This window comes from Clostridium sp. JN-1, from assembly GCF_003718715.1.
Classification (GTDB): domain Bacteria; phylum Bacillota; class Clostridia; order Clostridiales; family Clostridiaceae; genus Clostridium_AV.
This window is the reverse complement of the sequence record NZ_CP033465.1, coordinates 1,198,147-1,222,941: the sequence shown is the minus strand read 5'-3', so window position 1 is coordinate 1,222,941 and position 24,795 is coordinate 1,198,147. Positions and strand designations below refer to the sequence as shown.

Genomic DNA, 24,795 nt, shown 5'->3' with positions numbered 1-24,795 from the left:
CTGCTTTCTTTCTAATGAATTTTTTGTATTTTATATATGCATAATATAACAGTTATCTTAAAAAAGTCAATATATTACTCAATTTTCAAAACTTCCACGTATTACAGCCTTATAATTATCAACCATTATTTTACCTTTTGATATCACAGTATGTATGCTTAAATTTTTATCAAGTAATAATATATCAGCATCATAATTTTCTTTAATATTTCCCTTGCCTTTTAGTTTAAGCAGCTTTGCTGGTGAAGAGGTCAAAGGTATTAAGGCTTCTTCCATTGAAATTCCATGTGATATACACATCCTTATTGTCTCCATATCAGTACTTGGAAGTTCGGTTTTTAAAGATACTAATCTATTATTTTCATCAAATATAGGCATACTGCCGCCTGCATCCGAACTCATAGTTATATGATAAGGCGAAATTTTTTCTTTTAACAATGTCTCATAAACTTCTGCAGCATATACTGCAGTATCACCTTCAGGTTTTATCCCAGTAGTTATATCTACATATCCTCCTGCTTTTGCGTATTCTATTGACTGTTTATAAACCAAGTTATTTCTGTTTATATGGGTTGGAAGTAAATTTTCATAAGGTACATCTGAATTCTTTATAACATCAAATATTGGCTCAAGTCCTCTTTTACCATCTCCCAAATGCATGTGTAATATACCGCATTTTCCTGAAAGCATTCCCCCTACTCTGCATTCACTTGCAAGATGTATCAAATCATCACACGATGGATTACTCCCTCTATGATCAGATACTGCAATTTCACCAACTCCTATTATTTTATCCATAAAAATGATGTCACTTCTGGCACTATCTGTAATAGTCCTAGTTGGCACCTCATAACATCCTGTCCATGAGTATGTAGTTATCCCCTCTTCTTCAAGTGCCCTAAGTTTTGCAATTAAATTTCCCATACTTCTTGTGCTGCCATCTGTACCAAGTAATCCAACACATGTAGTTACTCCACTTAAGGTTAGGTTTGTAAGCGTAAGTTCTGGAGTCCTTGTTTTAAATCCACCTTCTCCACCACCGCCAGCTGCATGAACATGTAGATCTATTATTCCAGGTGCTGCAATTAATCCATCACCATTTATGACTTTAACCTCTGGAAAATCTTTATCTGGAATAGCAATATTATCAGAAATGTATGCTATTTTATCAAACGATACAAGTATATCTTTTTTTCCTATACATTTTGGAGAATAAACTTCTATATCCTTTATTAAAATCAAAGTTATCGCCTCTTTTTAAATAAGTTTACTAATTCTCTATAGTTTTTGCAAAAATATATTTTTTTATTCTTAAATTAAGAGACATAACCATTTAATCCCCTCACTGAAACCTCACCAGATACAACTTTTTCTATATTTCCACCTTCCATTTGAACAATTAATTCTCCGCTGTCATCCAAATTCAATACTTTTCCAAGCCTTTCATATCTAGGGTTTATTATTCTTACATCTTTACCTATGAGTATTGAATTCTTTCTGCATATATCTATTACTCTACTTATATCTCCGCTATTTACAAAATTCTGATACATCTCTTCAAAATTATTTAATATACTGCTTGCCAAATCTTTTCTAACAACATTTTTGTTAGTTTCCCTTAACACAGAAGTTGCTTTATCACGAATGTCCTCTGGAAATTCTTCTAGGGAAATATTTGCATTTATACCTATTCCAATTACCACATAATTTACTTTATTTAATTCACCGCTCATTTCAGTTAAAATTCCGCATAACTTTTTATTATTTAATATTATGTCATTGGGCCATTTTATATTCACATCTATTTTTAAAGCCTTAAACGCAAGTAAAACTGCTGCTGCACCTATTTGAGTTATTTTAGGTACATCAAGTGGATCAACTTCTGGTCTCAAAATTATAGACATAAATATTCCCTTGTATTTAGGAGAAATCCATGTCCTTCCAAGTCTTCCTCTACCCATTGTCTGTTCTTCGCTCATAACTACAGTACCTTCACATGCATTTTTCAAAGCTAATTCTTTTGCCTTAGTATTAGTAGAATCTATGCTTTCAAAATATTTTATATTTCTTCCTATAAATTTAGTATTTAATCTCGGACTTATTTCCTCTTGATTAAGTATATCAGGTGATACTTTAAGCTTATATCCCCTTTTTGATACGGATTCAATTTCATAGCCTTCACATTTTAACATGTTTATGTATTTCCATACTGCTGTACGTGTAACCCCAAGTTTTTCACTTATTACCTGTCCTGATATAAAATCATCTTTATTTTCTTTTAAAAGACGAAGTATTGTATCTTTCATAAATCTATCACTCCTAATCCATGTAAGTATATTATACTATAGAGTCATAAAATAGGGTTATCAAATTATATAATAGTAAAAAAAGTGTTAAAATAATTTTTAGTTGTTTATAAATAATATAAAAAGCATTATAATAATTATAAATAAGAGTTCAACAATTTTAAATTTTAGTTTTTGCATTAAATTGTTTAAAAACTTAATAGTTGTTAGGGGGTTTTCGTATGTTAAATGGTAGGAAAATTCGTGATATGAGATTAAGTCTCGGGTATACGACTCTTGATATTCAAAATCTCACGAAAAGTCCAAAATATGAAACTTCAATTTCTAAATCCTATTTAGAAGAACTAGAGAGAGGAGATAAAAGGAACCCAAGTCTCAACAAAATAGTTGTTCTTGCAGAAGTACTAAGATGTAAAGTAGATGATCTTATATTAAGTGCTTAAACTAATAAGTACATTATTAATATATAGTTAGAAACTGCAGTTTTAATTCTGTGGTTTCTTAATTTTTATACATTAATACGCTGAACCTTACAAATAGCTATAAGTTTAGGTATATGGGGAAAAAATTAAATTTGAATAAATAAAGAGGGTAATTTTATGAATGAAACAATACTGATTGTAGACGATGAGGAAAGAATGAGAACACTCATAAAAATATACTTGAAAAAAGAAGGTTTTAATGTACTCGAAGCAGATAATGGACAAAATGCTTTAAAAATACTAAAAGATAACTCTGTCCAACTTTTAATATTAGATGTAATGATGCCTGTAATGGATGGCTGGAATACTTGCAAGAAGGTTAGAAAATTTTCAAATATTCCTATAATAATGTTAACTGCAAAAGCTGAAGATGAAGATCAACTTTTAGGTTTTGAACTTGGCATAGATAATTATATAACTAAGCCATTTAGTCCTAAAATATTAGTGGCAAAAGTAAATGCATTGATAAGTAGAGTATATGGAGCGGGGCCAAATAGTGACAAAAATGGTTATGATGGATTATACATAAATGAACAATCGCATGAAGTAAAGATAGATGGAGAAGAAATATATTTATCCCCAAAGGAATTTGAACTTTTAAGTTATTTTATAAAAAATAAGGATATAGTTTTAAGTAGAGAAAGAATCTTAAATACAATTTGGGGTATCGATTATGAAGGAGATTTAAGGACAGTAGATACTCATATAAAGCGTTTAAGAGAAAAATTAGCTGAAAAAGCTTATCTTATAGCTACTGTAAGAGGTTCTGGTTATAAATTTACACTAAAAAGATTGGATTGATTATATGAATATATTAGCAAAAGTAAAAAAGAGTGTAACTCTGGAGTTATTCACAACTACTTTTTTGGTATTTGCAATATTTATAAGCTGCACAACAGCTGTTCAATCTCTATTTTTTGGTAAATTCTATATGGATAAGAAGAAAAGTGATCTTCAGCAAACGGTAATAAAGTTTAAATCAAATTACGATAAAACATACGATCCCGATAAAGTAAAAGACCTTATGACAAGTATTGAAGAATCCGGAAACATCAAGTTAGCAATACTGGACCGATATGGAAAATTAAAATTTATAGTAAGATCTAATAACGAGAAATTAGATGCAAATAGAATTCGTGCGATAAATATTGCAATTAAAAACTTAAATATCGACTCTATAACCTTAAATGAAATGATTAAAAATAATAAACCTTTGACTTTTGTATCTGGAAATCCTAAAAGCCCTATAAAGGATATAGTAAGTGTAGACCTCGATGAGAAAAAAGGAGAAATATTGTTTGCTATTTCTTCACTTCAACCTGTTGATGAAGCTTCTGCTGTAATAAAAGAATTTTACCTATACTTTTTAGCATCTGCCGTATTTTTAATTTTAATACTTTCACTATTTTATTCACATACCATTACTAAGCCGCTTTTGATTTTAAATAAATCTGCTTTAAAAATGGCTGGATTAGATTTTTCTCAAAAATCTAATATACAAAGGGAAGATGAGATAGGTAATTTGTCAAATACTTTAAACTTTTTATCGGAAAATTTGTGTAAATCTCTTAACTCTTTAAAAGAGGCAAATATAAAATTGGAAAAAGACATAGAGAAAGAAAGGCAGCTTGAAAAGATGAGAAAAGAATTTGTTGCTGCAGCATCTCACGAATTAAAAACTCCAATAAGCCTTATAGAAGGATATGCTGAGGCCATTAAAGATGGTGTATTCAATGATTCAAAAGAACGTGACTATTATTTAGATGTAATAATCGATGAATCAAAAATCATGGGAAACCTAGTGTACGATATGCTTCATCTATCACAATTGGAATCCGGTAAATTGACATTAAATAAGGAAAACTTTTATCTTGATCACATGGTTAACGATATATTAAATAAATTTTCAACTTTAATAAATCAAAAAAACATAAAACTAAATTCAGAACTCGATAAAGATACTAAAATAAATGCAGATTGGAACAAAATACAGCAAGTAGTAAATAACTTCTTAACAAATGCAATTAGATATACAAGTGAAAATGGAGTTATAAATGTACACCTTAAAAATTACAGTTCATATTTTGTATTTTCTATAGAAAATAGCAGTGCTCCGATACCTGAAGAGCAATTAAATAAAATATGGGATAGATTTTATAGACTTGATAAATCCGGTAATAGAAAATTAGGCGGTACTGGTCTAGGACTTGCAATAGCAGGAAATATACTGCTCCTCCATAAATTAAATTTTGGTGTTAAAAATACTGAACTAGGAGTAAAATTTTACTTCACAAATAAAGATTCAAATTTAAAATAATTTAATATTCGTAACTTACGTTACAGATTTATAACCATTATTTTATTATAATTAACTCATAAGATAACCTAAATGATTAGGAGGAGAAAATTATGAAAAGGAAAATCGTTAGTATAGATAGAGAAAAATGCAGTGGCTGTGGATTATGTGTAGATGCCTGTCATGAAGGAGCAATTAAACTAGAAGATGGAAAGGCACATTTAATTTCAGATGAATACTGTGATGGACTAGGTGATTGTCTTCCAGAGTGTCCAGCAGGAGCTATATCTATAATAGAAAGGGAAAGCAGCCCTTATGATGAAGAGTTAGTTAAGAAAAAGCGTGCAGAAAAAAGTGAATTAGAATCTAAAGAAAGCTTGCCATGCGGCTGTCCTGGAACTGCAGCTAAAAAAATAGTAAGAAAACCTACTATAAATAATGTTCCAAGTGTTAAAAAAGAAGAAAATTGTAAAATACAATCAGAGCTTATGCAGTGGCCTGTTCAGTTAAAGCTTGTAAATGTCAATGCTCCTTATTTTGAAAATGCTGACTTGTTAGTAGCAGCAGATTGTACTGCATATGCATATGCTAACTTCCACCAGGATTTTATAAAGGGACATATAACAGTAATAGGTTGTCCTAAATTAGATGATGCAGACTACTATAAAGAAAAAATAACAGAAATACTATTAAAAAATAATATTAAGAGTATAACTGTAGTTAGAATGGAGGTACCTTGCTGTGGAGGAATCGTAAATGCTGTAAAAACTGCAATGCTTGATTCAAAAACTATAGTTCCTTATAAGGAAGTGATACTTGGAACTGATGGTACCTTACTATAATAATTGTAGGTTTTCTAGTTTGCAACTTAACCTACACTCCGGGATATATATCCTGGAGTGTAAACTAAGTTTCTTAAATTATAACCTTTTCGCAATTTCTGTTAATTCATCTGCCATTTTTGTTATTTCTTCAACACTTGCAGTAACTTCTTCAGTAGCAGCTGCTTGTTCTTGACTTGATGACAGTGAATTTTGACTTTTTTTACTTGATTCATCTATTCTTAACTTAATGGTATCTGTAAGCTTTTTTATTTTAGGAACCGTACTCTTAGATTGATCGGATAAGTTCCTTATTTCTTCTGCAACAACTCCAAATCCTCTTCCTGCTTCTCCTGCTCTTGCTGCTTCAATGGCAGCATTTAATCCAAGCATTTTTGTTTCATCAGCAATATCCTTTATAAATGATGATACTTCGTTTATCTCCTCTGATAATCCTATAACCTGTTTTATCTCGTTATTTAACTTCTGTTCATTTAAATGTATTTCTGACGCAGATGCTGCAAGTTCTTGAATTGCAGAAGATATTCCTCCAATTCCCTGTGATAGATCAATTGCCATTTCGCGCAGATCAACTGAAAGTTTACTTGGTATTATAATTTGAAAAGTTCCAACAATCTCATTTTTATTATCATCCTCAAACAATGGATTGCATTCTACTCTAACTGGAACTCCATACTTAGAAGCATCAAATTCTTGTGAAGCTGGCTCTTTTGTATTTATTACTTTTCTTAAAATAGATGTATCTGAAATTTTTTCACCAATTTTCATATTAGCTATATTAAATTGTTTCGAACCCTGGATACGAATTACCTTCTCTAAATCCGTTACAACCATAAAAACTCCTTCTGGAAACATCTGTGAAAGAACTGGTGCAAAATCTTGAAATGATTTTACAATGGAATGTTCTCTTGGAAACGCCATTGAAAAAGCTGCTGCAGCATTACCTTTCTCGTCAATAATTGGAATAACCGATACTGTAAGTCTAACTCCATAAGCAGAACGCGGAATTTTTTGTGTAAGAGTTTTATTTTCACGCTGGGAAGTAACTGTTGTACTATTCTTATCCAACTTTTGCCCTTCGTAAAATAATTTAATACCAATATTTTTAGATGATGCAACCCACGTAAGTGTATCACCCTCAGCAATTCCAAAAAATCCTCCTCCCGGCACCATATCAACTTGTCTTTCTGCTAATTCTTTTATTGTATCTATCGCTTTTACAGAAATCATACCATCAACTCCTTAGTTGTTATCCTTTTATCCGTATTATCGTATCTATTTTTATTATATTTAACAATTTATTTTAATATTTTACATAAAATCACTCGAACGCCTGTCACTTTTTAGGTTCTCTTCTCTCTTTAATAAGTTCCGATACTATACTTATAGCTATTTCTTCAGGAGTATCTGCATGTATTTGAAGCCCTATAGGTGCATGAACTCTAGCTAAATCTTCTTTTGTATATCCTTCATCCATAAGCTTTTTATATACATAATTTGTTTTAGTTCTACTTCCTATCATGCCTATATATTTTGCATTAGTTCTAAGTACTTGACTTAAAACTTCTTTATCAAAAGCATGACCTCTTGTAACTATCACTATATAACTTTGCTTATCTATCTTTATATAGTTAAGGATATTATTAAAATCATGTATAACCTTAACTTCATCTGCATTTTTAAATCTCTGTTTATTTGCAAATTCTATTCGATCATCCAAAACAACAGTTTTAAATTCAACCATTTTTGTTAATTGAGCTAACTTTTGTGATACATGTCCTGCTCCAAATATATATACTGTTTCATGATTTAATACTGGTTCAACTAAATATTTATCTTCTCCTAATTTAAAAACGCTTGTTTTCACATTTTTAAAATTTTCCCTTACATTTTTCAAAATCAATTGTATTTCATCATTTTCATTTCCATAAAAACTTGTTTCAGTGCAAATCCACTTTTCATTATCATAATTTTCTATTCCAGTATGACCTATTTTAGTTATCAATACAAAGTCTATAGATTGTTCTTTAAAATTCCAAATATTTTTATACATTTCAATTATTTTTTCATTTTCTGCATCCAAATATTCAACTAGTACTTTTAACTTTCCTCCACACACCATGCCTAAAAAAGAAGAGTCTTTATTAGATAAATTAAAATATTTAACAATGGAACACTTTTTTTCAAATACATCTTTACTCAATTTTATAGTTGAGGCTTCAAAAAGCCCTCCTCCTATTGTACCTATAATTGAAAAATCCTTCTTTATGATCATCTTTGTTCCTTCTTCTCTTGGCGCTGACCCTTCCTTATAGAGTATTGTTGCTAAACAAAAGCTTTCTTTATTTTTCAAAAGGTTATAAATGCTGTCATATATATCCACTATAAGTTACTTCCTCCTATTTCTGAAATCATTTATTTTTTTCTTCAAACTTGACTTTTTTACAAGACAACTCATATGTAAAATATATTCTTTTTGAAGTCCCTAATATTCCTGAAGTACTTAAAGGTATTTTCATCTACTCTATAACCCATACTCCTGCCTAATTACTTAAGTTTTTTAATTATAAGTTCTCTTGCTAACTTAGGATTTGCTTTTCCTTTGCTGGCTTTCATTACCTGTCCAACCAAATATCCAGCTGCTTGGGTTTTTCCACTTTTATAGTCTTCCACTGACTTAGGATTTTCGCCTAAAACTTTCCCTACTATTTCATCTAAAACATCTGATGAACTTATTTGAGTAAGTCCTTTTTCCTTTACAATATCTTCTGGATCTTTACCACTTTCAAACATATCATCAAATACTTCTTTTGCTGCAGTAGCACTTATCTTTCCATTTTCAACAAGTTTAATGAGTTTATATAATTTTTCTGGTTTCAAACTCATTAAGCTTGAATCCATTTCTTTTTCCTTTAGAATTCTTAAAACATCTACCAAAATCCAATTAGCAGTTGTCTTAGGATCTGCACCACATTTAACTGTATCTTCGTAAAATTCTCCAAGTGCCTTATCATCAATTAGTATGTTTGCTTCCTTTTCTCCTAATTTATAATTTTCCATAAACCTTATCTTTTTATCTTTAGGAAGTTCTGGTATAGTATTTTTTATTTCTTCTATTTGATCATCTTTTATTATTATAGGTGCTAAGTCAGGATCTGGAAAATATCTGTAGTCATTTGCATCTTCTTTGCTTCTCATAGCTACAGTCTTACCTTTTCCTGCATCCCATCTTCTCGTTTCCTGCTTTATTTTAAATTCTTCTCCAAAATTATAAAGTTCTCTTTGACGTTTTTCTTCTTTTTCAAGTGCTTTTTGAAGTTCTCTAAACGAGCTCAAATTTTTAATTTCAACTTTGCAGTTAAATTTATCACTGCCAACTTCCCTCATTGATATATTGGCATCACATCTAAGAGAACCTTGTTCCATTTTACAATCTGAAATTTCTCCATATTGAAGCATTGATCTAAGTGTCTTCATAAAAGCTACTGCTTCCTTTGGAGATCTAAGATCAGGCTCAGTAACAATTTCCGCAAGAGGTACTCCTACACGGTTATAGTCTATAAGTGATACTGGTTCATCTGCAAGGTGGACTAATTTACCAGCATCTTCCTCAATATGTATTCTATTTAAACGAACTTTCTTCTTAACACCATCCAATTCAAATTCTAATGAACCACCGCTGCATATTGGAAGATCATATTGGGAAATCTGATATGCCTTTGGAAGGTCAGGATAAAAGTAATTTTTCCTATCCATCTTGTTTACTTTATTTATTTTACAGCCTAAAATCTTTCCTGCTTTTATGGCAAGTTTTACAACTTCTTTATTCAAAACTGGGAGAGTACCCGGTAATCCCATACATACAGGGCATGTGTGAGCATTTGGCTCTGCTCCAAATTCTGTAGAACAATTACAAAATATCTTCGTATTTGTATTTAATTCTGCATGTATTTCCAATCCTATTATAGTTTCATAAGTCTTCATGTTAATTTCTCCTTCCCTTTTACTTGTAAAGTAATCAACTATTTAATTGCCAAAGTATCTATTTTCAATTCCTTCTCAAGCGCATATGCTAATTTAAATATTTTACCTTCTCCAAAGTGAGGGCCTATAATCTGTATACCTATTGGAAGATTATCTTTACTAAAAGCACAAGGCAGCGAAATTGCCGGCACTCCTGCTAGGTTTATATTTACAGTATATATATCCGCAAGATACATTTCTAATGGGTTATCTTTCTTTTCCCCACTTAAGAAAGGAAGTACCGGAGAAGTTGGGCTTAAAATCAAATCATATTTTTTAAAAGTCTCTTTAAACTGCTCCCCAATCTTTCTCCTAAGCTTTTGTGCTCTGTTATAATATGCATCATAGTATCCAGATGAAAGTGCATAAGTTCCAAGCATAATTCTTCTCTTTACTTCAGCGCCAAAACTTTCTGTTCTTGACATTTCCATTAATTCATCTACACTCTCATAGTTCTTGCTTCTATATCCATATCTTATGCCGTCATATCTTGCTAGATTTGAACTTGCCTCCGCTGAAGATATTATATAATATGAAGAAAGTCCTTCTTCAGTTATAGGAAGTGATATTTCCTCAACTTGTGCACCCATACCTTTAAGTTTTGATACAACATTTTTAACTGCTGCTTCTATTTCAGAATTCAATCCCTTTTTAAAGAACTCCTTTGGAACTCCTATTTTCATACCCTTTACATCACCATCTAAGCAGTTTAAGTAATCTACACTAGGGCACTTTTTTGCACTTGTACTGTCCATTGGATCATACCCAGATATTACATTTAGTGTGAATGCACAATCTTCTACTGTTTTTCCAAAAGGTCCTATTTGATCAAGTGATGATGCAAAAGCTATAAGACCAAATCTTGAGACCAAACCATATGTTGGTTTTAAACCAACCACTCCACAAAATGATGCTGGCTGGCGTATTGAGCCACCAGTATCTGATCCAAGTGCTAAAGGTGCAATTCCTGATGCAACTACTGCTGCTGAACCACCTGAAGAACCACCAGGGACTCTTTTTAAATCCCATGGATTCTTGGTAGTCATAAAAGCTGAATTTTCTGTAGAAGATCCCATTGCAAATTCATCCATATTCGTCTTTCCTATTATAACAGCATCTTCTGCTTTTAATTTTTTAATTACAGTTGCATCATAAGGTGGAATAAAGTCTTCTAACATTTTAGAAGCACATGTAGTTTTTACGCCATCTGTACATATATTATCTTTTATAGCTATAGGAACTCCTGCAAGTTTCCCAACCTTTTCTCCTAGCTTTATCCTTTTATCAATTTCTCTAGCTTTTGCAAGAGCTTTTTCTTCGCACAAATTTATATATCCATTTACTTTGGGATCTACTTCTTTTATTTTCTTAAAAAGCTCTGTAACAATTTCTTCTGAAGTAAACCTTTTTTCTTCTATACCTTTTTTTATTTCATAAGCCGTCATAGACTGTATTTTCATTTCTGCAACCTCCTTTTTATAACTATTCAATGATTTTAGGAACTTCGATATAAGTTTCCCTTTTGCTCTTTATATTAGAAAATAATTTTTCTTTATCTTCAAATACTTCTTTTTTATCTTCTCTTACAACTGACTCTAAGCTGTCATCGTACTTATTTAAATTTACACCGCTTAAGTCAAATTTATCTATTGTCTTAAAATATCCTAATATAGCTTCAAATTCTTTTGCCATCTTTTCTGCTTCTTCATCTTTAAATTTAAGCTTTGCCAATTTAGCTATATATTTAACTTCATCTACACTTACCATACTTATCCTCCTAATCATTTATCAAGTTTAATTGTAAATTACCAATTTATATATACTTTATGTCCTTAATTAAGGTTCTATTCTCTTCATATCCCTAGGAAATGTTGAAGCTTCTCTTACATTTTGAAGGTTTAATATTTTTATAGTTATTCTCTCAAGTCCTATAGCAAATCCACCGTGTGGAGGCATTCCATATCTAAAACTTTCAAGATAAAATCCGTAGTCATCAGGGTTAAATCCAAATTTCTTTATATTTTCCTTTAACATTTCGTAATCATTAATTCTCTGTCCGCCAGTTGTTATTTCAAGTCCCTTATAAATCAAATCAAAACTTCTAGTATTTCCTTTGCCATCAGGCATTGTATACATAGGTCTCTTAGCTATTGGGTACTCTGTTAAAAATACAAAATCGGTATCATAAGTTTCCTTTACATACTTTGAAATTAAAACTTCACCTTCAGCATCGATGTTTCCTACAGGAGACCTTTTCCCATATTTATCAAGCAAAATTTTATGTGCTTCTGCAAGAGGAATTCTTGGTATTTCAACTTTTTCTGGAAGATTTACATCATACATTTCAAGTTCCTTTTGACAAGTCTTTTTAAGATGTCCAAATAGGTAGTTTATAAATCCTTCTTCCAAGTCCATTATGTCATTTTCATCTTTTATAAATCCCATTTCTGCATCTAAACTTACATACTCATTTAAATGTCTCCACGTGTTATGAAGTTCAGCTCTATAAGCATGACCTATTTCAAATACTCTTTCAAATCCAGCACCTACCATCATTTGCTTATAAAATTGGGGACTTTGTGCAAGGAATGCTCTGTTGTCAAAATAATTTACTGTAAATAACTCTGAACCACCTTCTGTACCAGAAGCTATTATTTTAGGAGTATATATTTCTGAAAATTTATTTGCTTTTAGATAATCCCTAAAAGCTGTTGTTATCTCCTCTTGAACTTTAAATGTTGCCCTTACTTTTGGTGCTCTTAAGCTTATATATCTGTAATCAAGTTCTGTTTCAAGATGTGCTGAATTTTTATATTCATTAACTGGAATTGGAAGCATATCATAATAAGTTTTTCCGAGAACCTCTATACTATAAACTTTAACTTCAACTCCACCTATTGCCTTAGTATTTTCAACTTTAGTTCCAGTAACCTCAACGCTCATTTCTAGCCTTAAGCCTTTTAATCTATCTTTGTCAACTACTAATTGTATTACTCCAGTTTTGTCTCTTAATTGTACAAATCCAAAATCTTTAAATTCTTTTACTTTGTGCACCCATCCTCTTAATAAAACTCGATCTACTTTTGATTTTCTAATATCTTCTATATATATTCTTTCCATTTAATTTTACCTCCTAAAATATTTTAATAAAAAAAACCGTCCCTATATCATTTCTGATATAGGGACGGATACATTCCGTGGTGCCACCCAAATTAACCTTAAAGCTATAATTTAAGATATAAAAAAGTCCCTATACCATTTTCTGGTACAGGGACGGATACATTCCGCGTTACCACCCTAAATTAGCTTTAAAAGCTCACTCATATTGGTACAGATAAAAATCAATACCTATCCATTTTAACGTCTGGAAAACGTCTAAGTCTACTCTTTACTAATAAATTTCGATTAGCTGCTTCAGGGCGTTCTTCAATACAATAATCATATTCGGCTTCCACCTCTCCGAACTCTCTATAAATCTTAACTGTATTTACTCTCCCTTTCATCGCCTTTTTTAAATTAATAACTATGTGTTCATTATAATTAGCATATAATCAAAAGTCAATACTATTTTTAAAAATTTTATTAAAAATATTTTAAATTTTTTAATCATTTAATTTTAGACATTATTTTACACTTAGGATTATAATGTCAAATAATATACAAATATTTTAAAAAAGTGCTTGACAACCTTGTCTAAAATGTATAAAATTAATAACTGTATTAAAGATATTGGGGTGTCGCCAAGTGGTAAGGCAATGGACTTTGACTCCATCATTCGTAGGTTCAAATCCTGCCATCCCAGCCATATGAATTTAAAAATCCTGTAAAACACAGGATTTTTTTTATTTGTCAAATATTATAAGTTAAGCTAAGAAGTTAATTTTTTATGCTGATCTATTTTCAAATTTTTCTTTATTTGTTCTCTTAGCTACTGCTGGCAGTATTAATCCTAATCCTAATAATACAATTGGAGTTAATATATTAAGTGTCATTTGGAAGTACCATCCGCCTGAGAAAGTTACAACATCCTTAGGGAACATACCCATTATACAAGCAAAAGCTGTAAATGCAAAACACCATAATCCTATTAAGAATCCAGCTGTCTTATTTTTGGTAAACTGATAAGTTGCTTGGAACTTGCCTTTTGCAGCTTTCTTTAATGCCATGTATGCAAAGAATACCCATAAGTATCTTAATGGCATAACTACTGCATTTAATCTTAATAACCAGTTAAATAATGATGTCATATTACCTATTCCAAGTGCAGGTATTATTATAATTATTCCAACCAGTACTGCAGTTAACTTATATCCGTTAACTGGTGTGCCATTTTCATTGACCTTAGTTAATGCTTTTGGTACAAACCTATTATCAGCATCAGCTAATAAAACTTTTATTGGAGCATCTATTGAGAATACTAAAGCTGAAATTTGAGCTAGTGCGTTTGCGATTGCATATATTACCAAGAAAAAGTTTCCCAATCCATAATATTGTCCTAACTTTTGGAATGAATAGTATGCACCATTCATCATTAAGTCTTTTGGAATATTATTTGGGTCAAACATCATTCCCATTGCAAATGTACCAAGTAATGCTGTTACAGCAACCATTATTGCAAGAGCTATCATTCCCTTAGGGAAGTCCTTTGAAGGATTTTTCATGTTGTTTACATATGGTGATATCTTTTCACATCCGCCAACTGCAAATACTAATATAGCTAAACTTGTTAAATAATCAAAGCTAAAGTCCGGCATTAATGCCTTTATGCTGAAGTCAATGTGGTATGTATGAGCTGTGGTTATAGCTGGTGCTGCTAATGCTAGTATTATATAAAGAATTGACATGATAAACATTGACATGCCTGCTGCAGTACCAATTCTCTTTATTGCATTTATACCCTTTGATGATACCCATAAAAACAATAAAAAAACAACTAAACTCACTGACTGCAGAATCATTGGATTCATGTTTTTAACTAGAGTTCCATTTTGGTTAACAGCCCATCCTAAAGCTATTAATACACTTTGCGGTTTTTGAGCTAAGTATGGAATATGAACTACCCAGTATGTCCAACCAGCAAAAAAGGCCAATTTCGTACCAGATGTTGTTTTGATCCATGAGCTTACTCCACCCTTACTGTCTTTAAAAGTAGAACCCATTTCTCCAACCATTAATGCATATGGTACGAAGTATAATGCGAACATTAATATCCATGAAACAACCACTTTCATACCCTGGGTTGCAAAACCGTTTACAACATTTCCGAATCCCCAAACACTCACAAATGCCATTAATGCAAGGTTATTCCAGCTTAACTTCTTGTTGTCTTTGTCCATTGTGTTTTCCCCCCTTAAAATAAAACTTTGGATAAATTGGAAATCAAATATCATGTTCTTTCACATAATAGCATGGATTTATTTCCTTTACAACGGCACTTTTAAACGACTTTTGTATGTATTTTATATTTTTATTTTTTTATGACCAAATGTTAATAAAAAAATTCAACATTCATATTTGTAACTTTTTTTACTTTAAATTTATTAATTAAATTTAAGTATGCGTAATAATCTTTGCTAAATTTTATCGAATGGCTATTTTTCATATATAATCCAGCTGTTATAAATTAAAATCTCCCAAATGAAAAGATAAATTAATTTTATTCATTCATTTGCTAAGTAAGTTCTCAATTTTGGAAACATTGCTAAAATTGTTAAATACATTTTATGAAACTATCATTTTTCTTAATATTGCGTATTTTTGCATTGTGCTATTTTTTTATATTTTCTAATATTTAAGCTCATAATTTCTTGCTAAATTGGCACCCTTTTGATTAGTCCATTTCCTCATTTTCTAATATTTGAAGTCATATTTTCTTGCTATATTGGACTTTTCTTAGTTAAGCCATTTTCTTATTTTAAGTTTAAATAATACTTTTTCAAAAAAAAATCCCGATGTCTAAATAACATCAGGACTTTCGATTTTAATTCCTTATTTTAAATTTAATTTAGCTAAAGCATCTGCTAGTGCTGAATTTATTGGAGCTGCATTTTCTTTTTTCATCTTATTCATATACTTGTTTACATCTCTCTTATTTAACTTATTATTGTTTTCTTTAAACCTCTTTTGGAAAGATGAATACTTTTCTCTAAAGCTGCAGGTTGTGCAAACATAAATTTGACCTTGTCCATGACCTCTTAGTTCCAGCTTTTTATGACAGTTCGGACAGCGAACATTGGTTAATCGCGCCAAATTTTCCCTATGACCGCAGGTTCTATCTTGGCACACAAGCATTCTTCCATGTTTTCCATTTACCTCAAGCATATACTTGCCGCATTCAGGACATTTTGTTCCTGATAAATTGTCATGTCTAAATTTATCGCTGCTTTCCTTAACATCTTCCACAAGTTTTGAAGAATAATTTCTCATATTACCTATGAACTTTTTATCATTTAATTTTCCCTTACTTATTAAATCTAATTCAGTTTCCCATTTTGCAGTTAATAGTGGTGACTTTAAATCTTCTGGTACCAATTCTACAAGCTGTTTTCCTTTAGAAGTTGGAATTATTTCCTTACCTTTTTTCTCTATATAGAAAGTATTAAATAATTTTTCAATTATATCTGCTCTTGTAGCAACTGTTCCAAGTCCTCCTGTTTCCCCTAAGGTTTTTGCATATTCTTTATTCATATTAATATATTTCTGCGGATTTTCCATAGCAGATAACAATGTTCCTTCATTAAATCTTGCAGGTGGTTTAGTCTGTCCATTATGCATTTTAACTGCTGTAAGTTTTATACTATCTCCCTTATTTATCTCTGGAAGTACTTGTTCTTTTAATTCATTTTCATGCAGCTCATCATTGTGATCAAAGCCTTCATCTTTATCATATACAGCTTTCCATCCCTTTGATTTAATTATCTTTCCGCTAGCTAAAAAGTTCTCTCCATTAACTTCTACCTTTACAGTTGTTTGCACATACTCAAAAGGAGTGAGCATAACACTTAAAAATCTCTTAACCACTAAATCATACACTTTTCTTTCTTCATTGCTTAGGTTTGAAAGATTAATCATTTCTTCCGTTGGAATTATTGCATGGTGATCTGAGACCTTACTATCATCTACAAAGCTTTTATTTGCCCTTATTTTCCTTTTCATGATTTCCATAGTAAACTTGCTATAACTTCCTACTGATATTGCTTTCAATCTATCTGGAATTGTAGGTACTATATCAGCTGAAATATATCTTGAATCCGTCCTTGGATAAGTTAATAATTTATAATTTTCATATAACCTCTGCATTATAGAAAGTGTCTGCTTTGCTGAAAAGCTAAAAAACTTATTACAATCCCTTTGAAGTTCTGTTAAATCATAAAGTGCTGGTGAATATTTTTTCTTATCACTTTTTATTATATCAACTACTTTTCCAGTTTGAGCATTAACCTTTGATACAACCTTTTTTGCAAAGTCTTCATCAAAAGTATTAAAATGTCCTTTACCATTTTGCCACTGAAGAGTATATCCATTAACATTTCCAGTTATACTGTAATAATCCTTTGGTTTAAAATTTTTAATTTCTTCTTCTCTATGAACAATCATAGCAAGTGTTGGAGTTTGAACTCTTCCTGCTGAAAGCTGAGCATTATGCTTGCAAGTTAATGCCCTAGTAACGTTAAGTCCTACAATCCAATCTGCTTCTGCACGGGATCTAGCCGCTCTATATAAGTTATCATATTGTGATGAAGGTCTTAGATTTCTAAAGCCTTCTTTAATAGCTCTATCTGTTTGAGATGAAATCCAAAGTCTTTTTATAGGCTTATCTATCCTTGCCTTTTCAATTATCCACCTTGCTACCAATTCTCCTTCTCTTCCAGCATCTGTAGCAATAACAATTTCCGCTACATCCTTTCTATTTAATTGTGCTTTTACCACATTAAATTGTTTACCTGTTTGCTTTATGACTACTAACTTCAAATATTTTGGAAGCATCGGTAAATCTTCTAATTTCCACGTTTTATATTTATCATCATAAGCTTCCGGATCTGCTAATGTAACTAAGTGCCCAAGTGCCCATGTTACAATATATTTATCTCCTTCAATATATCCATTTTCTTTCTTTCTGCACTTTAATACCCTAGCAATTTCTCTTCCTACTGATGGTTTTTCTGCTAAAACTAATATTTTTCCCATGTCAAATTTCCTTTCGTATCCTGGTTAAATGATAATTAAATAAAAATAAGGATAGTTATATTAAAACTTCCTATCCTTTAAATCAACATTCTTTAGTATTATTATACAATTTACAGTTTATATTTTCAAGTTATATGAATTTAGAATATTAAAATAAACACAGCTTAAATAAAGGACTTACACCCTCTAAAATATTTAAGTTAGGTTTCTATTATGATTGTCTGAAGTATTTGTCTATTATCTTTTCAGCTGCTCTTCTCTGTATATTTGCATTATTTATAAGCATTAAAACTACAAGTAGTAGTTTTTCATACTCTCCATCTTGATCAAGTTTTTTTGACTCTTCTAAAATTAAATCTATTTTTCGTTCAATTCCCTTTTTAAATTCATTTTCACCTGCTTTTTTAATATCTAAAAATACTTGATACAGCGAATCTAATTTGATATCCTTTTGTGAATTTGAATCTACTACTATTTTGTTTAGTAAAAACTTTATATCACTTATAGATAAAATTTGTTTTAAGTTATATAAGAGTATCATCATTATTATATGATTTCTAGAATACTTCTTATTTTTAATTGGCATAAGTATTTTATCCTTAGTATAATTATTGATCATAGTTTTAGTTAAAAGTTTATCATTTTCATTACGTTTGGTTCCACTTAAACTGCTCTCAAACAAAGTTATTACTTGATCCATATATAAATCCAATTTTGGTATATCTGCAAGTTCAATTTCTTGATCTAAATTTAATTCTTCAATGCTTTCTAATATATTCTTCTTAATATCCTCCATTGTAATCAACTCCATTTACATTTGTTATTTTATGAGGTAAATTATGTGTATAACGTCACATAGTTTTAATAACTATGTATTGTTGTCATGATATTTCGATATTTGCAGTATTATTAACCAATTTAAAGTAATTTACAGAAAAATACTTATTTAAACAGTATTTTGGTTATTAATTTAAATTGAACTTTTATGCAATAATTATATAATATAAATATACCATAAAGTAGTTTTAATAACTACAACAAATTATGCTGCTAAGTTTTATATCAAGAATATATTTTTAATATAGTGTAAAAAATATACTTAAACTTAAAATTTATAACTATCAACGTATCAGGAGGAATAATCATGAAAAAACTTTTTAGAGAACCCGTGAATGGATTTACTCATCTATTTGGTGCAATTGTGTCATTTATAGGATTGATTTTACTCATTGTCAAAACATTACTAACATATCCTTCAAATAATTTAAAACTAACTGCAGTAATAATATTTGGTTTAAGTTTAATTTTCTTGTATACTGCAAGTTCAATTTATCACCTTATAAATTCAACAGATAAAGTCATAAAATTTTTTAGAAGGCTTGATCATTCCATGATTTTTGTACTTATTGCAGGAACTTATACTCCAATATGTCTTATTGCACTTACAGGCAAACTTCGCTGGGTAATTTTTATAGCCATATGGACAATGGCTGCAGTAGGTATATTATTTAAAATGATATGGTTTAATATGCCAAGGTGGTTATCAACTTTATTTTATATTGCAATGGGTTGGTTTGTAGTATTATTTATTTCTCCTGTTTATCAGGTAATCAACCTAAAGGGTATGTTATGGTTAGTCTTAGGTGGAATATTCTATACAGTTGGTGGAATTATATATGCTTGCAAATGGCCAAGGCTTAACTTTAGGAAACTTGGATTCCATGAGATCTTTCACATATTTGTACTTTTAGGAAGTTTTAGTCACTACATATGTATTCTTGAATATGTAGTATAAAAATAAATTGGATATCTAAAATTAGATATCCAATTTATTTTTATTTTACAATCTTTACTTTTTGATTTTCATTTAGGAATAACTGTCCTTCTGTTATTATATAATCATCTTTATATATATTATTTGATTTTATTTCTATAAGTTTGTCATCTGATACACCTGTTTCAACTGAAACCTTTTTAACTTTACCATTTGAAACTTTATATATATATGAAACTCCATTTTCAATCTTTACAGTTTCAATAGGAACTGTAAGTACATTGTCAGCTTTCTCATCTGGCAATTTTACTTTAGTAAACATACCTGGTTTTAAATCCCCACTTGAATTATCAACCTTCATCTTTATGAGATACGATTGAGTTTTACTATCTGCTGCAGGACTTATACTATATATTGTACCAGTTATTTTTTTATCTGGAAGTGACCCAACCTCTATAGGAACACTATCTCCAACTTTTAATTTACTCATCATCTTATCAGATACACTTACTTCAGCATCCAATAAGCTAGTATCTATAACAGTTACTGATGTACTGCCAGTTGGAGTCATTTCTCCTTGTTTAACATTTACTACAGATACTGTTCCTGAAATAGGTGTACTAATGGTTGAATTGCTTAATTGAACTTTAGCAGATTCAACACCAGCTTCCGCTTGTTTTACCTGTGCTTGTGCTGCTTGAACAGATTGAGGCCCAACTTCACCACTTACTACATCAAAGTTTTTTTGTGCTCCGTCTAAAGCAACTTTTGCACTATTATACTTAGTCTGTGCTGCATTAAAATCCTGCTGTGATACAGCTCCTGCATCATACAAATTCTGCATCTTTTTATAATAATCTTCTGCATCATTAAATGTTACCCGTGTGCTTTGAAGTGTTTGTTCTGCTTGTGCTACTGATTGATCAACAGCAGATCCTTGTGTTTTTCCCAAGTTGGCATTTGCTGAATCCAAATTTGCTTGCTGTTGATTAACTTGTGCCTGCAAATCTTTTGAATCAAGGGTAAAAAGCACTTGACCGCTCGATACTTTACTGCCAACATCCACATTTGAGGAGGCAACTCTTCCTGCTATCTTAGGTGATATATCAACTTGTTTTATAGGCTTTATCTGACACGAGTATTCAACACTTGTAGATATTGAATTTATAGAAGGATTTACTGCTGTAACATTTTTGATATCATTTTTTACTTCAACTTTTTTTGTGTTAGTCTTAAGCCTTCCAATAATTATTCCAACTATTCCAACTACAGCAATTATGACTACAAGAATTATAATCAATTTCTTTTTGGTTATATTTTTGGTTATATTTTTAATCGCATCAATTTTCATATTGTGACACCTCCTTATTACCTCCTGTTAGCTTTCTTCTAATCCAGTGTTTAAAATCTTCTAATAGTGTATAAACAACTGGTAAAAGTATAGGCGTTAATATTGTAGAAGTTATCATTCCTCCTATAATTAAACAAGACATTCCACTAAGTTCGCTTCCCTCACCAGTAGAAATAGCCGATGGGAGCATACCAACTATCATTGTTGCAGTAGTCATTATAATTGGTCTTAGCCTTGTTGTACCAGCTTCCAATAGTGCATCTTTTAAATTTAATCCACGTTTCATAAGCGTATTGGTATAATCAATGAGCAGCGTACCATTCTTAGAAGCCAATCCATCGAGCATAATTACACCTATCATTGTTGGAATACTCAGCGTTTTACCTGTTATTGCAAGTATGCCAAGTGCTCCAATTACAGCACATGGGAGTGCAAGCATTCTTACTGCAGGGGTTAAGAATGACTCATATAAAACAACCAATACCATATAAACAAGTACTATTGATACAGCTAACGCCTTTATAAGTGAAGTAAATGAATCTATCATTTCCTTTTGATTTCCTCCAAATTTTATTTCATATCCTGAAGGAATGTGTAAAGATTTAAGTTTATTCTTAATTTGACTATTAACTTCTCCAAGAGTTTTACCTTCTATATTAGCTGAAATAGTAATTACATCTTGTCTATCTTCTCTCGACACTTCAACTGGACTATCTGCATTTTCAATATAGGCAATTTGATTTAAGTCAACAAGTTGTCCAGATGAACTTAAAATTTTTATAGAACCAATATCCTGTGGAGTTTTTACCTGACCATCCATAAACTTAACATTTATATCGTAATCATCAGAACCTACAGTATATGTACCAGCTGTTGAGCCGTTTATTCCTGTTCTCAAAACTGCAGATATATCCGGCAAAGAAACTCCATATGTCGCAGCCGCAAGTTTATCTACTTTAACCCTTATTTCAGTAGAATTATCATTTGAAGAGTTTTCAATATCTGTAATTCCAGGTACAGATTCCACCAATTCCTCAACCTTAGAACTTATTTCCTTCAAATTTTCGTAATCATCACCTTCTACATTAATGGATATAGGCTTGCTTGCACTTCCACCGCCTCCCATCTGGGATTCGGAAACAATAAACTTTATACCAGGTATTTGATTTCCCCATTTACGAAGATCTGCTGCTATATCACTTTGACTCTTTTTACGCTCATCTATTGGTTTTAATTTTACTACTATAGTTGCAGAAGATTGAGAAGAAGATGGATTAGTATTATTTCCCATTATAGAATAAAAACTCTTAACATCTTTCATAGACTTCAAATGATTTTCAACTATTTGCACCTTCTGATCAGTTTGCTTCAAATTTGACCCAGGAGTAAGTGAAACATTTACATAAAATTGACTTTCATCAGATTGAGGCATAGCTTCAGTTTTTATAGCTCCCATTGGTATAAGTGCAATACTTAAAGCTATGAGCAAGCAAGTTGTTATCAAAACTTTAGCTCTGTTTTCAAGAGACCAAACAAGCAATTTTTTATATGATTGAACCCACTTATCTATAAGCTTAGAAATTCCACCCATAACTTTAAAAATAGGATTGTTTTTCAATCTTGAAGCCTTATCTTTTTTTGAGTACACATTTTTTGATTTAAACAAGCGTGATGCAAGCATTGGTGTAACTGTAAATGATACAAAAAGTGAAAACAAAGAAGCAAATGTTATTGTCAAACCAAACTCTTTAAAATACTTCCCTATCATGCCTGACATAAATGCAACTGGTGTAAATACGACAACATCACAAAGTGTAATTGAAATAGCAGCAAGTCCTATTTCTCTACGTCCTTCAATAGCAGCAGTAACAGGATCTTCTCCTTTTGCCAAATGCCTTTGTATATTTTCAAGTATAACTATAGAATCATCTACCAAAATACCTATACAAAGTGTTAGACCCATAAGGGACATCATATTTAATGTAAAGTGGCATACGTACATCATAAAGAAAGTTGATATAAGTGCAGTTGGTATAGCAATTAAAACAACTAATGATGAACGCCAGCTCTTTAAAAATAGCAATAACACTATTGCTGTAGTTATAATTCCTTCTATAAGCCTATGTTGTATATCTTTAAGTGCAGTTCTTATGTACGTTGTAGTATCCCCTGCAACTGTAACTTTTACACCTGGGGGAAGTTGTTTATTTATCGTATTCAATGCCTCCTTAGCATTGTCTACTGTTTTAACAACATTGGCATCACTTTGTTTTTGAACCTCAACTCCTATGGCATTATGACCATTTAATCTTAATATTTCATTTGCATCAGGATATCCCATGCTTACTTGGGCTATGTCTGAAAGTCTTATACTTCCGTCTTGAGCTCCCATACTTGGGGCTCCAGCACCCATACTTGAAGCCCCTCCACTAGTTGGAATAATCAAATTTTTTACATCATCAATACTGTTAAATTGAGCCATAGCTCTAACGGTTTGTGTATTTTTATCTTCTTTTATTTGACCTAATGGCATATTTACATTATCTGATTTGAGTTTATTTAATATGCTATTAACATTAACACCATAGTATTCTACAGCTGGTTTGTCCAATTTTACCATGAGTTGTTTCTTCTGTGCTCCATCTATTGTGACATTACCTACGCCAGAAGTTTTTTCTAAAGTTTTTTTAACTTTATCAGCTTGATTATAGAGTTCATCATATGGTACGTTTCCTGTTATAGTAATTATTAATGCAGGTATCATACTAGTATCCAACTTGTACAATACAGGTTTATCAGCATCTTTAGGTAATTTTGCACTTAAGTTGTCAACAGCTTTTTGGACATCCAAGAAGGCTGAATTCATATCTGTATCTACTTTAAACCTTACAACAGTTGTGCTAACACCTTCTTTTGCAGTAGAACTTATTGTATCAACACCACTTATTCCTGAAATAGAATCTTCTACTGGCTTTGTAATATCTTTTTTAATTTGGTCGGCTCCTGCTCCATTATAGCTTGTACTTATAGTCATAATAGGTATATCCATTGACGGCAGTAAATCCGAACCTAACCTTGTATATCCCATAACTCCTAATCCTATAAGTAAAGCTATTATAATTATTATTGCAGTAGGTCGTTTTACGGATATTTCAGTTATACTCATTTTTTCACCTCCGAATTACTTCCAAAAGCAAACTTCAAAATGTTAATATTAAATAAACTGAGAATGTTTGGTATATTGGAATTAATGCTCAAATTATAGCATAATAATAATAGTAAGTAAATAAATTGTAAACTCTTGCAAAAAAATTCACCGTAATTTAATAAAGGACAAAATCAGAGGACATAGGACAATTGACATAGAAGGAGGATTTTTCTCCGCTGCGCTTACGAAAAACCTTTACTTAAACTTTTGGCAGCTCGTTTCGCTAAAGCGAAACATTGTTAACTTATATAAACTTAAAGATTTTTTTGCGCTAGCAAAAAATCAACCTTCATTGTCCTCTGTCCTCTATCCTCTGTCCTCTGTCC

At 31.1% G+C, this 24,795-nt stretch carries 18 protein-coding genes, 1 tRNA gene and 1 other annotated feature; of the genes, 6 read left to right on the top strand and 13 right to left on the bottom strand.

The features are described 5' to 3' along the window. Positions 1-78 precede the first annotated feature (78 nt). Positions 79-1,242, bottom strand: a complete 1,164-nt coding sequence (gene iadA, locus EBB51_RS06025) for a beta-aspartyl-peptidase (RefSeq protein ID WP_123053637.1) — start codon at positions 1,240-1,242, stop codon at positions 79-81. A gap of 74 nt (positions 1,243-1,316) precedes the next feature. Then, the gene (locus EBB51_RS06020; RefSeq protein ID WP_123053636.1) at positions 1,317-2,306 is read right to left on the bottom strand and encodes a biotin--[acetyl-CoA-carboxylase] ligase; all 990 of its coding nucleotides are present in this window, start codon (positions 2,304-2,306) and stop codon (positions 1,317-1,319) included. A 221-nt stretch (positions 2,307-2,527) separates the two neighbouring features. Between EBB51_RS06020 and EBB51_RS06015 the strand changes: the two genes are divergently transcribed. From EBB51_RS06015 to EBB51_RS06000, 4 genes are all read left to right on the top strand, one after another. Further along, entirely contained in the window at positions 2,528-2,749 is a 222-nt protein-coding gene (locus EBB51_RS06015; RefSeq protein ID WP_123053635.1) for a helix-turn-helix transcriptional regulator, read from the top strand. 156 nt (positions 2,750-2,905) lie between these two features. Next, positions 2,906-3,589, top strand: coding sequence for a response regulator transcription factor (locus EBB51_RS06010; protein ID WP_123053634.1), 684 nt, complete (start codon positions 2,906-2,908; stop codon positions 3,587-3,589). 4 nt (positions 3,590-3,593) lie between these two features. Continuing rightward, positions 3,594-5,105, top strand: coding sequence for an ATP-binding protein (locus tag EBB51_RS06005; protein ID WP_123053633.1), 1,512 nt, complete (start codon positions 3,594-3,596; stop codon positions 5,103-5,105). Between the two features lie 92 nt (positions 5,106-5,197). Then, positions 5,198-5,926, top strand: coding sequence for a 4Fe-4S binding protein (locus tag EBB51_RS06000; RefSeq protein ID WP_123053632.1), 729 nt, complete (start codon positions 5,198-5,200; stop codon positions 5,924-5,926). Between the two features lie 78 nt (positions 5,927-6,004). Here the strand turns inward: EBB51_RS06000 and EBB51_RS05995 are convergent, their stop codons facing one another. The 6 genes from EBB51_RS05995 to aspS all read right to left on the bottom strand — a co-directional run bounded on the left by EBB51_RS05995 (position 6,005) and on the right by aspS (position 13,069). Continuing rightward, positions 6,005-7,156, bottom strand: a complete 1,152-nt coding sequence (locus EBB51_RS05995; RefSeq protein ID WP_123053631.1) for a methyl-accepting chemotaxis protein — start codon at positions 7,154-7,156, stop codon at positions 6,005-6,007. A gap of 106 nt (positions 7,157-7,262) precedes the next feature. Beyond that, positions 7,263-8,309, bottom strand: a complete 1,047-nt coding sequence (locus tag EBB51_RS05990) for an XdhC family aldehyde oxidoreductase maturation factor (RefSeq protein WP_347560951.1) — start codon at positions 8,307-8,309, stop codon at positions 7,263-7,265. Positions 8,310-8,473: 164 nt separating this feature from the next. Beyond that, positions 8,474-9,910, bottom strand: a complete 1,437-nt coding sequence (gatB, locus tag EBB51_RS05985; protein WP_123053629.1) for an Asp-tRNA(Asn)/Glu-tRNA(Gln) amidotransferase subunit GatB — start codon at positions 9,908-9,910, stop codon at positions 8,474-8,476. Between the two features lie 38 nt (positions 9,911-9,948). Next, positions 9,949-11,409, bottom strand: coding sequence for an Asp-tRNA(Asn)/Glu-tRNA(Gln) amidotransferase subunit GatA (gatA, locus tag EBB51_RS05980; RefSeq protein ID WP_123053628.1), 1,461 nt, complete (start codon positions 11,407-11,409; stop codon positions 9,949-9,951). Positions 11,410-11,431: 22 nt separating this feature from the next. Next, on the bottom strand, positions 11,432-11,716 hold the full coding sequence (gene gatC, locus EBB51_RS05975) for an Asp-tRNA(Asn)/Glu-tRNA(Gln) amidotransferase subunit GatC (RefSeq protein WP_123053627.1): 285 nt from the start codon (positions 11,714-11,716) through the stop codon (positions 11,432-11,434). A gap of 69 nt (positions 11,717-11,785) precedes the next feature. Then, positions 11,786-13,069: an aspartate--tRNA(Asn) ligase gene (gene aspS, locus EBB51_RS05970; protein ID WP_123053626.1), complete on the bottom strand. Its 1,284-nt coding sequence runs from the start codon at positions 13,067-13,069 to the stop codon at positions 11,786-11,788. A 146-nt stretch (positions 13,070-13,215) separates the two neighbouring features. Further along, positions 13,216-13,461: a binding site (T-box leader), on the bottom strand. Between the two features lie 218 nt (positions 13,462-13,679). Between aspS and EBB51_RS05965 the strand changes: the two genes are divergently transcribed. Further along, positions 13,680-13,754, top strand: a tRNA-Gln gene (locus EBB51_RS05965). A 79-nt stretch (positions 13,755-13,833) separates the two neighbouring features. Here EBB51_RS05965 and EBB51_RS05960 read toward each other — a convergent pair. The 3 genes from EBB51_RS05960 to EBB51_RS05950 form a co-directional block, all read right to left on the bottom strand. Then, positions 13,834-15,285 (bottom strand): amino acid permease, encoded by a 1,452-nt coding sequence (locus EBB51_RS05960; protein WP_123053625.1) that lies wholly within the window; start codon positions 15,283-15,285, stop codon positions 13,834-13,836. A 652-nt stretch (positions 15,286-15,937) separates the two neighbouring features. Then, positions 15,938-18,136: a DNA topoisomerase III gene (locus EBB51_RS05955; RefSeq protein ID WP_123053624.1), complete on the bottom strand. Its 2,199-nt coding sequence runs from the start codon at positions 18,134-18,136 to the stop codon at positions 15,938-15,940. Positions 18,137-18,347: 211 nt separating this feature from the next. After that, the gene (locus EBB51_RS05950) at positions 18,348-18,932 is read right to left on the bottom strand and encodes a DUF1836 domain-containing protein (RefSeq protein ID WP_123053623.1); all 585 of its coding nucleotides are present in this window, start codon (positions 18,930-18,932) and stop codon (positions 18,348-18,350) included. 348 nt (positions 18,933-19,280) lie between these two features. Between EBB51_RS05950 and EBB51_RS05945 the strand changes: the two genes are divergently transcribed. After that, on the top strand, positions 19,281-19,931 hold the full coding sequence (locus EBB51_RS05945; protein WP_123053622.1) for a hemolysin III family protein: 651 nt from the start codon (positions 19,281-19,283) through the stop codon (positions 19,929-19,931). A gap of 40 nt (positions 19,932-19,971) precedes the next feature. Here the strand turns inward: EBB51_RS05945 and EBB51_RS05940 are convergent, their stop codons facing one another. Both EBB51_RS05940 and EBB51_RS05935 read right to left on the bottom strand, forming a co-directional pair. Continuing rightward, positions 19,972-21,261, bottom strand: a complete 1,290-nt coding sequence (locus EBB51_RS05940; protein ID WP_123053621.1) for an efflux RND transporter periplasmic adaptor subunit — start codon at positions 21,259-21,261, stop codon at positions 19,972-19,974. Beyond that, complete coding sequence (locus EBB51_RS05935) at positions 21,251-24,427, bottom strand: efflux RND transporter permease subunit (RefSeq protein ID WP_123053620.1); 3,177 nt, start codon at positions 24,425-24,427, stop codon at positions 21,251-21,253. The genes EBB51_RS05940 and EBB51_RS05935 overlap by 11 nt, the downstream gene beginning before the upstream one ends. Between the last annotated feature and the right edge of the window lie 368 nt (positions 24,428-24,795).

What these genes read in the sequence shown, in the direction of transcription:
- EBB51_RS06020 (WP_123053636.1), bottom strand. Translation starts at nt 2,306, where the DNA reads ATGAAAGATACAATACTTCGTCTTTTAAAAGAAAATAAAGATGATTTT.
- EBB51_RS06015 (WP_123053635.1), top strand. Translation starts at nt 2,528, where the DNA reads ATGTTAAATGGTAGGAAAATTCGTGATATGAGATTAAGTCTCGGGTAT.
- EBB51_RS06010 (WP_123053634.1), top strand. Translation starts at nt 2,906, where the DNA reads ATGAATGAAACAATACTGATTGTAGACGATGAGGAAAGAATGAGAACA.
- EBB51_RS06005 (WP_123053633.1), top strand. Translation starts at nt 3,594, where the DNA reads ATGAATATATTAGCAAAAGTAAAAAAGAGTGTAACTCTGGAGTTATTC.
- EBB51_RS06000 (WP_123053632.1), top strand. Translation starts at nt 5,198, where the DNA reads ATGAAAAGGAAAATCGTTAGTATAGATAGAGAAAAATGCAGTGGCTGT.
- EBB51_RS05995 (WP_123053631.1), bottom strand. Translation starts at nt 7,156, where the DNA reads ATGATTTCTGTAAAAGCGATAGATACAATAAAAGAATTAGCAGAAAGA.
- gatB (WP_123053629.1), bottom strand. Translation starts at nt 9,910, where the DNA reads ATGAAGACTTATGAAACTATAATAGGATTGGAAATACATGCAGAATTA.
- gatA (WP_123053628.1), bottom strand. Translation starts at nt 11,409, where the DNA reads ATGAAAATACAGTCTATGACGGCTTATGAAATAAAAAAAGGTATAGAA.
- gatC (WP_123053627.1), bottom strand. Translation starts at nt 11,716, where the DNA reads ATGGTAAGTGTAGATGAAGTTAAATATATAGCTAAATTGGCAAAGCTT.
- aspS (WP_123053626.1), bottom strand. Translation starts at nt 13,069, where the DNA reads ATGGAAAGAATATATATAGAAGATATTAGAAAATCAAAAGTAGATCGA.
- EBB51_RS05960 (WP_123053625.1), bottom strand. Translation starts at nt 15,285, where the DNA reads ATGGACAAAGACAACAAGAAGTTAAGCTGGAATAACCTTGCATTAATG.
- EBB51_RS05955 (WP_123053624.1), bottom strand. Translation starts at nt 18,136, where the DNA reads ATGGGAAAAATATTAGTTTTAGCAGAAAAACCATCAGTAGGAAGAGAA.
- EBB51_RS05950 (WP_123053623.1), bottom strand. Translation starts at nt 18,932, where the DNA reads ATGGAGGATATTAAGAAGAATATATTAGAAAGCATTGAAGAATTAAAT.
- EBB51_RS05945 (WP_123053622.1), top strand. Translation starts at nt 19,281, where the DNA reads ATGAAAAAACTTTTTAGAGAACCCGTGAATGGATTTACTCATCTATTT.
- EBB51_RS05940 (WP_123053621.1), bottom strand. Translation starts at nt 21,261, where the DNA reads ATGAAAATTGATGCGATTAAAAATATAACCAAAAATATAACCAAAAAG.
- EBB51_RS05935 (WP_123053620.1), bottom strand. Translation starts at nt 24,427, where the DNA reads ATGAGTATAACTGAAATATCCGTAAAACGACCTACTGCAATAATAATT.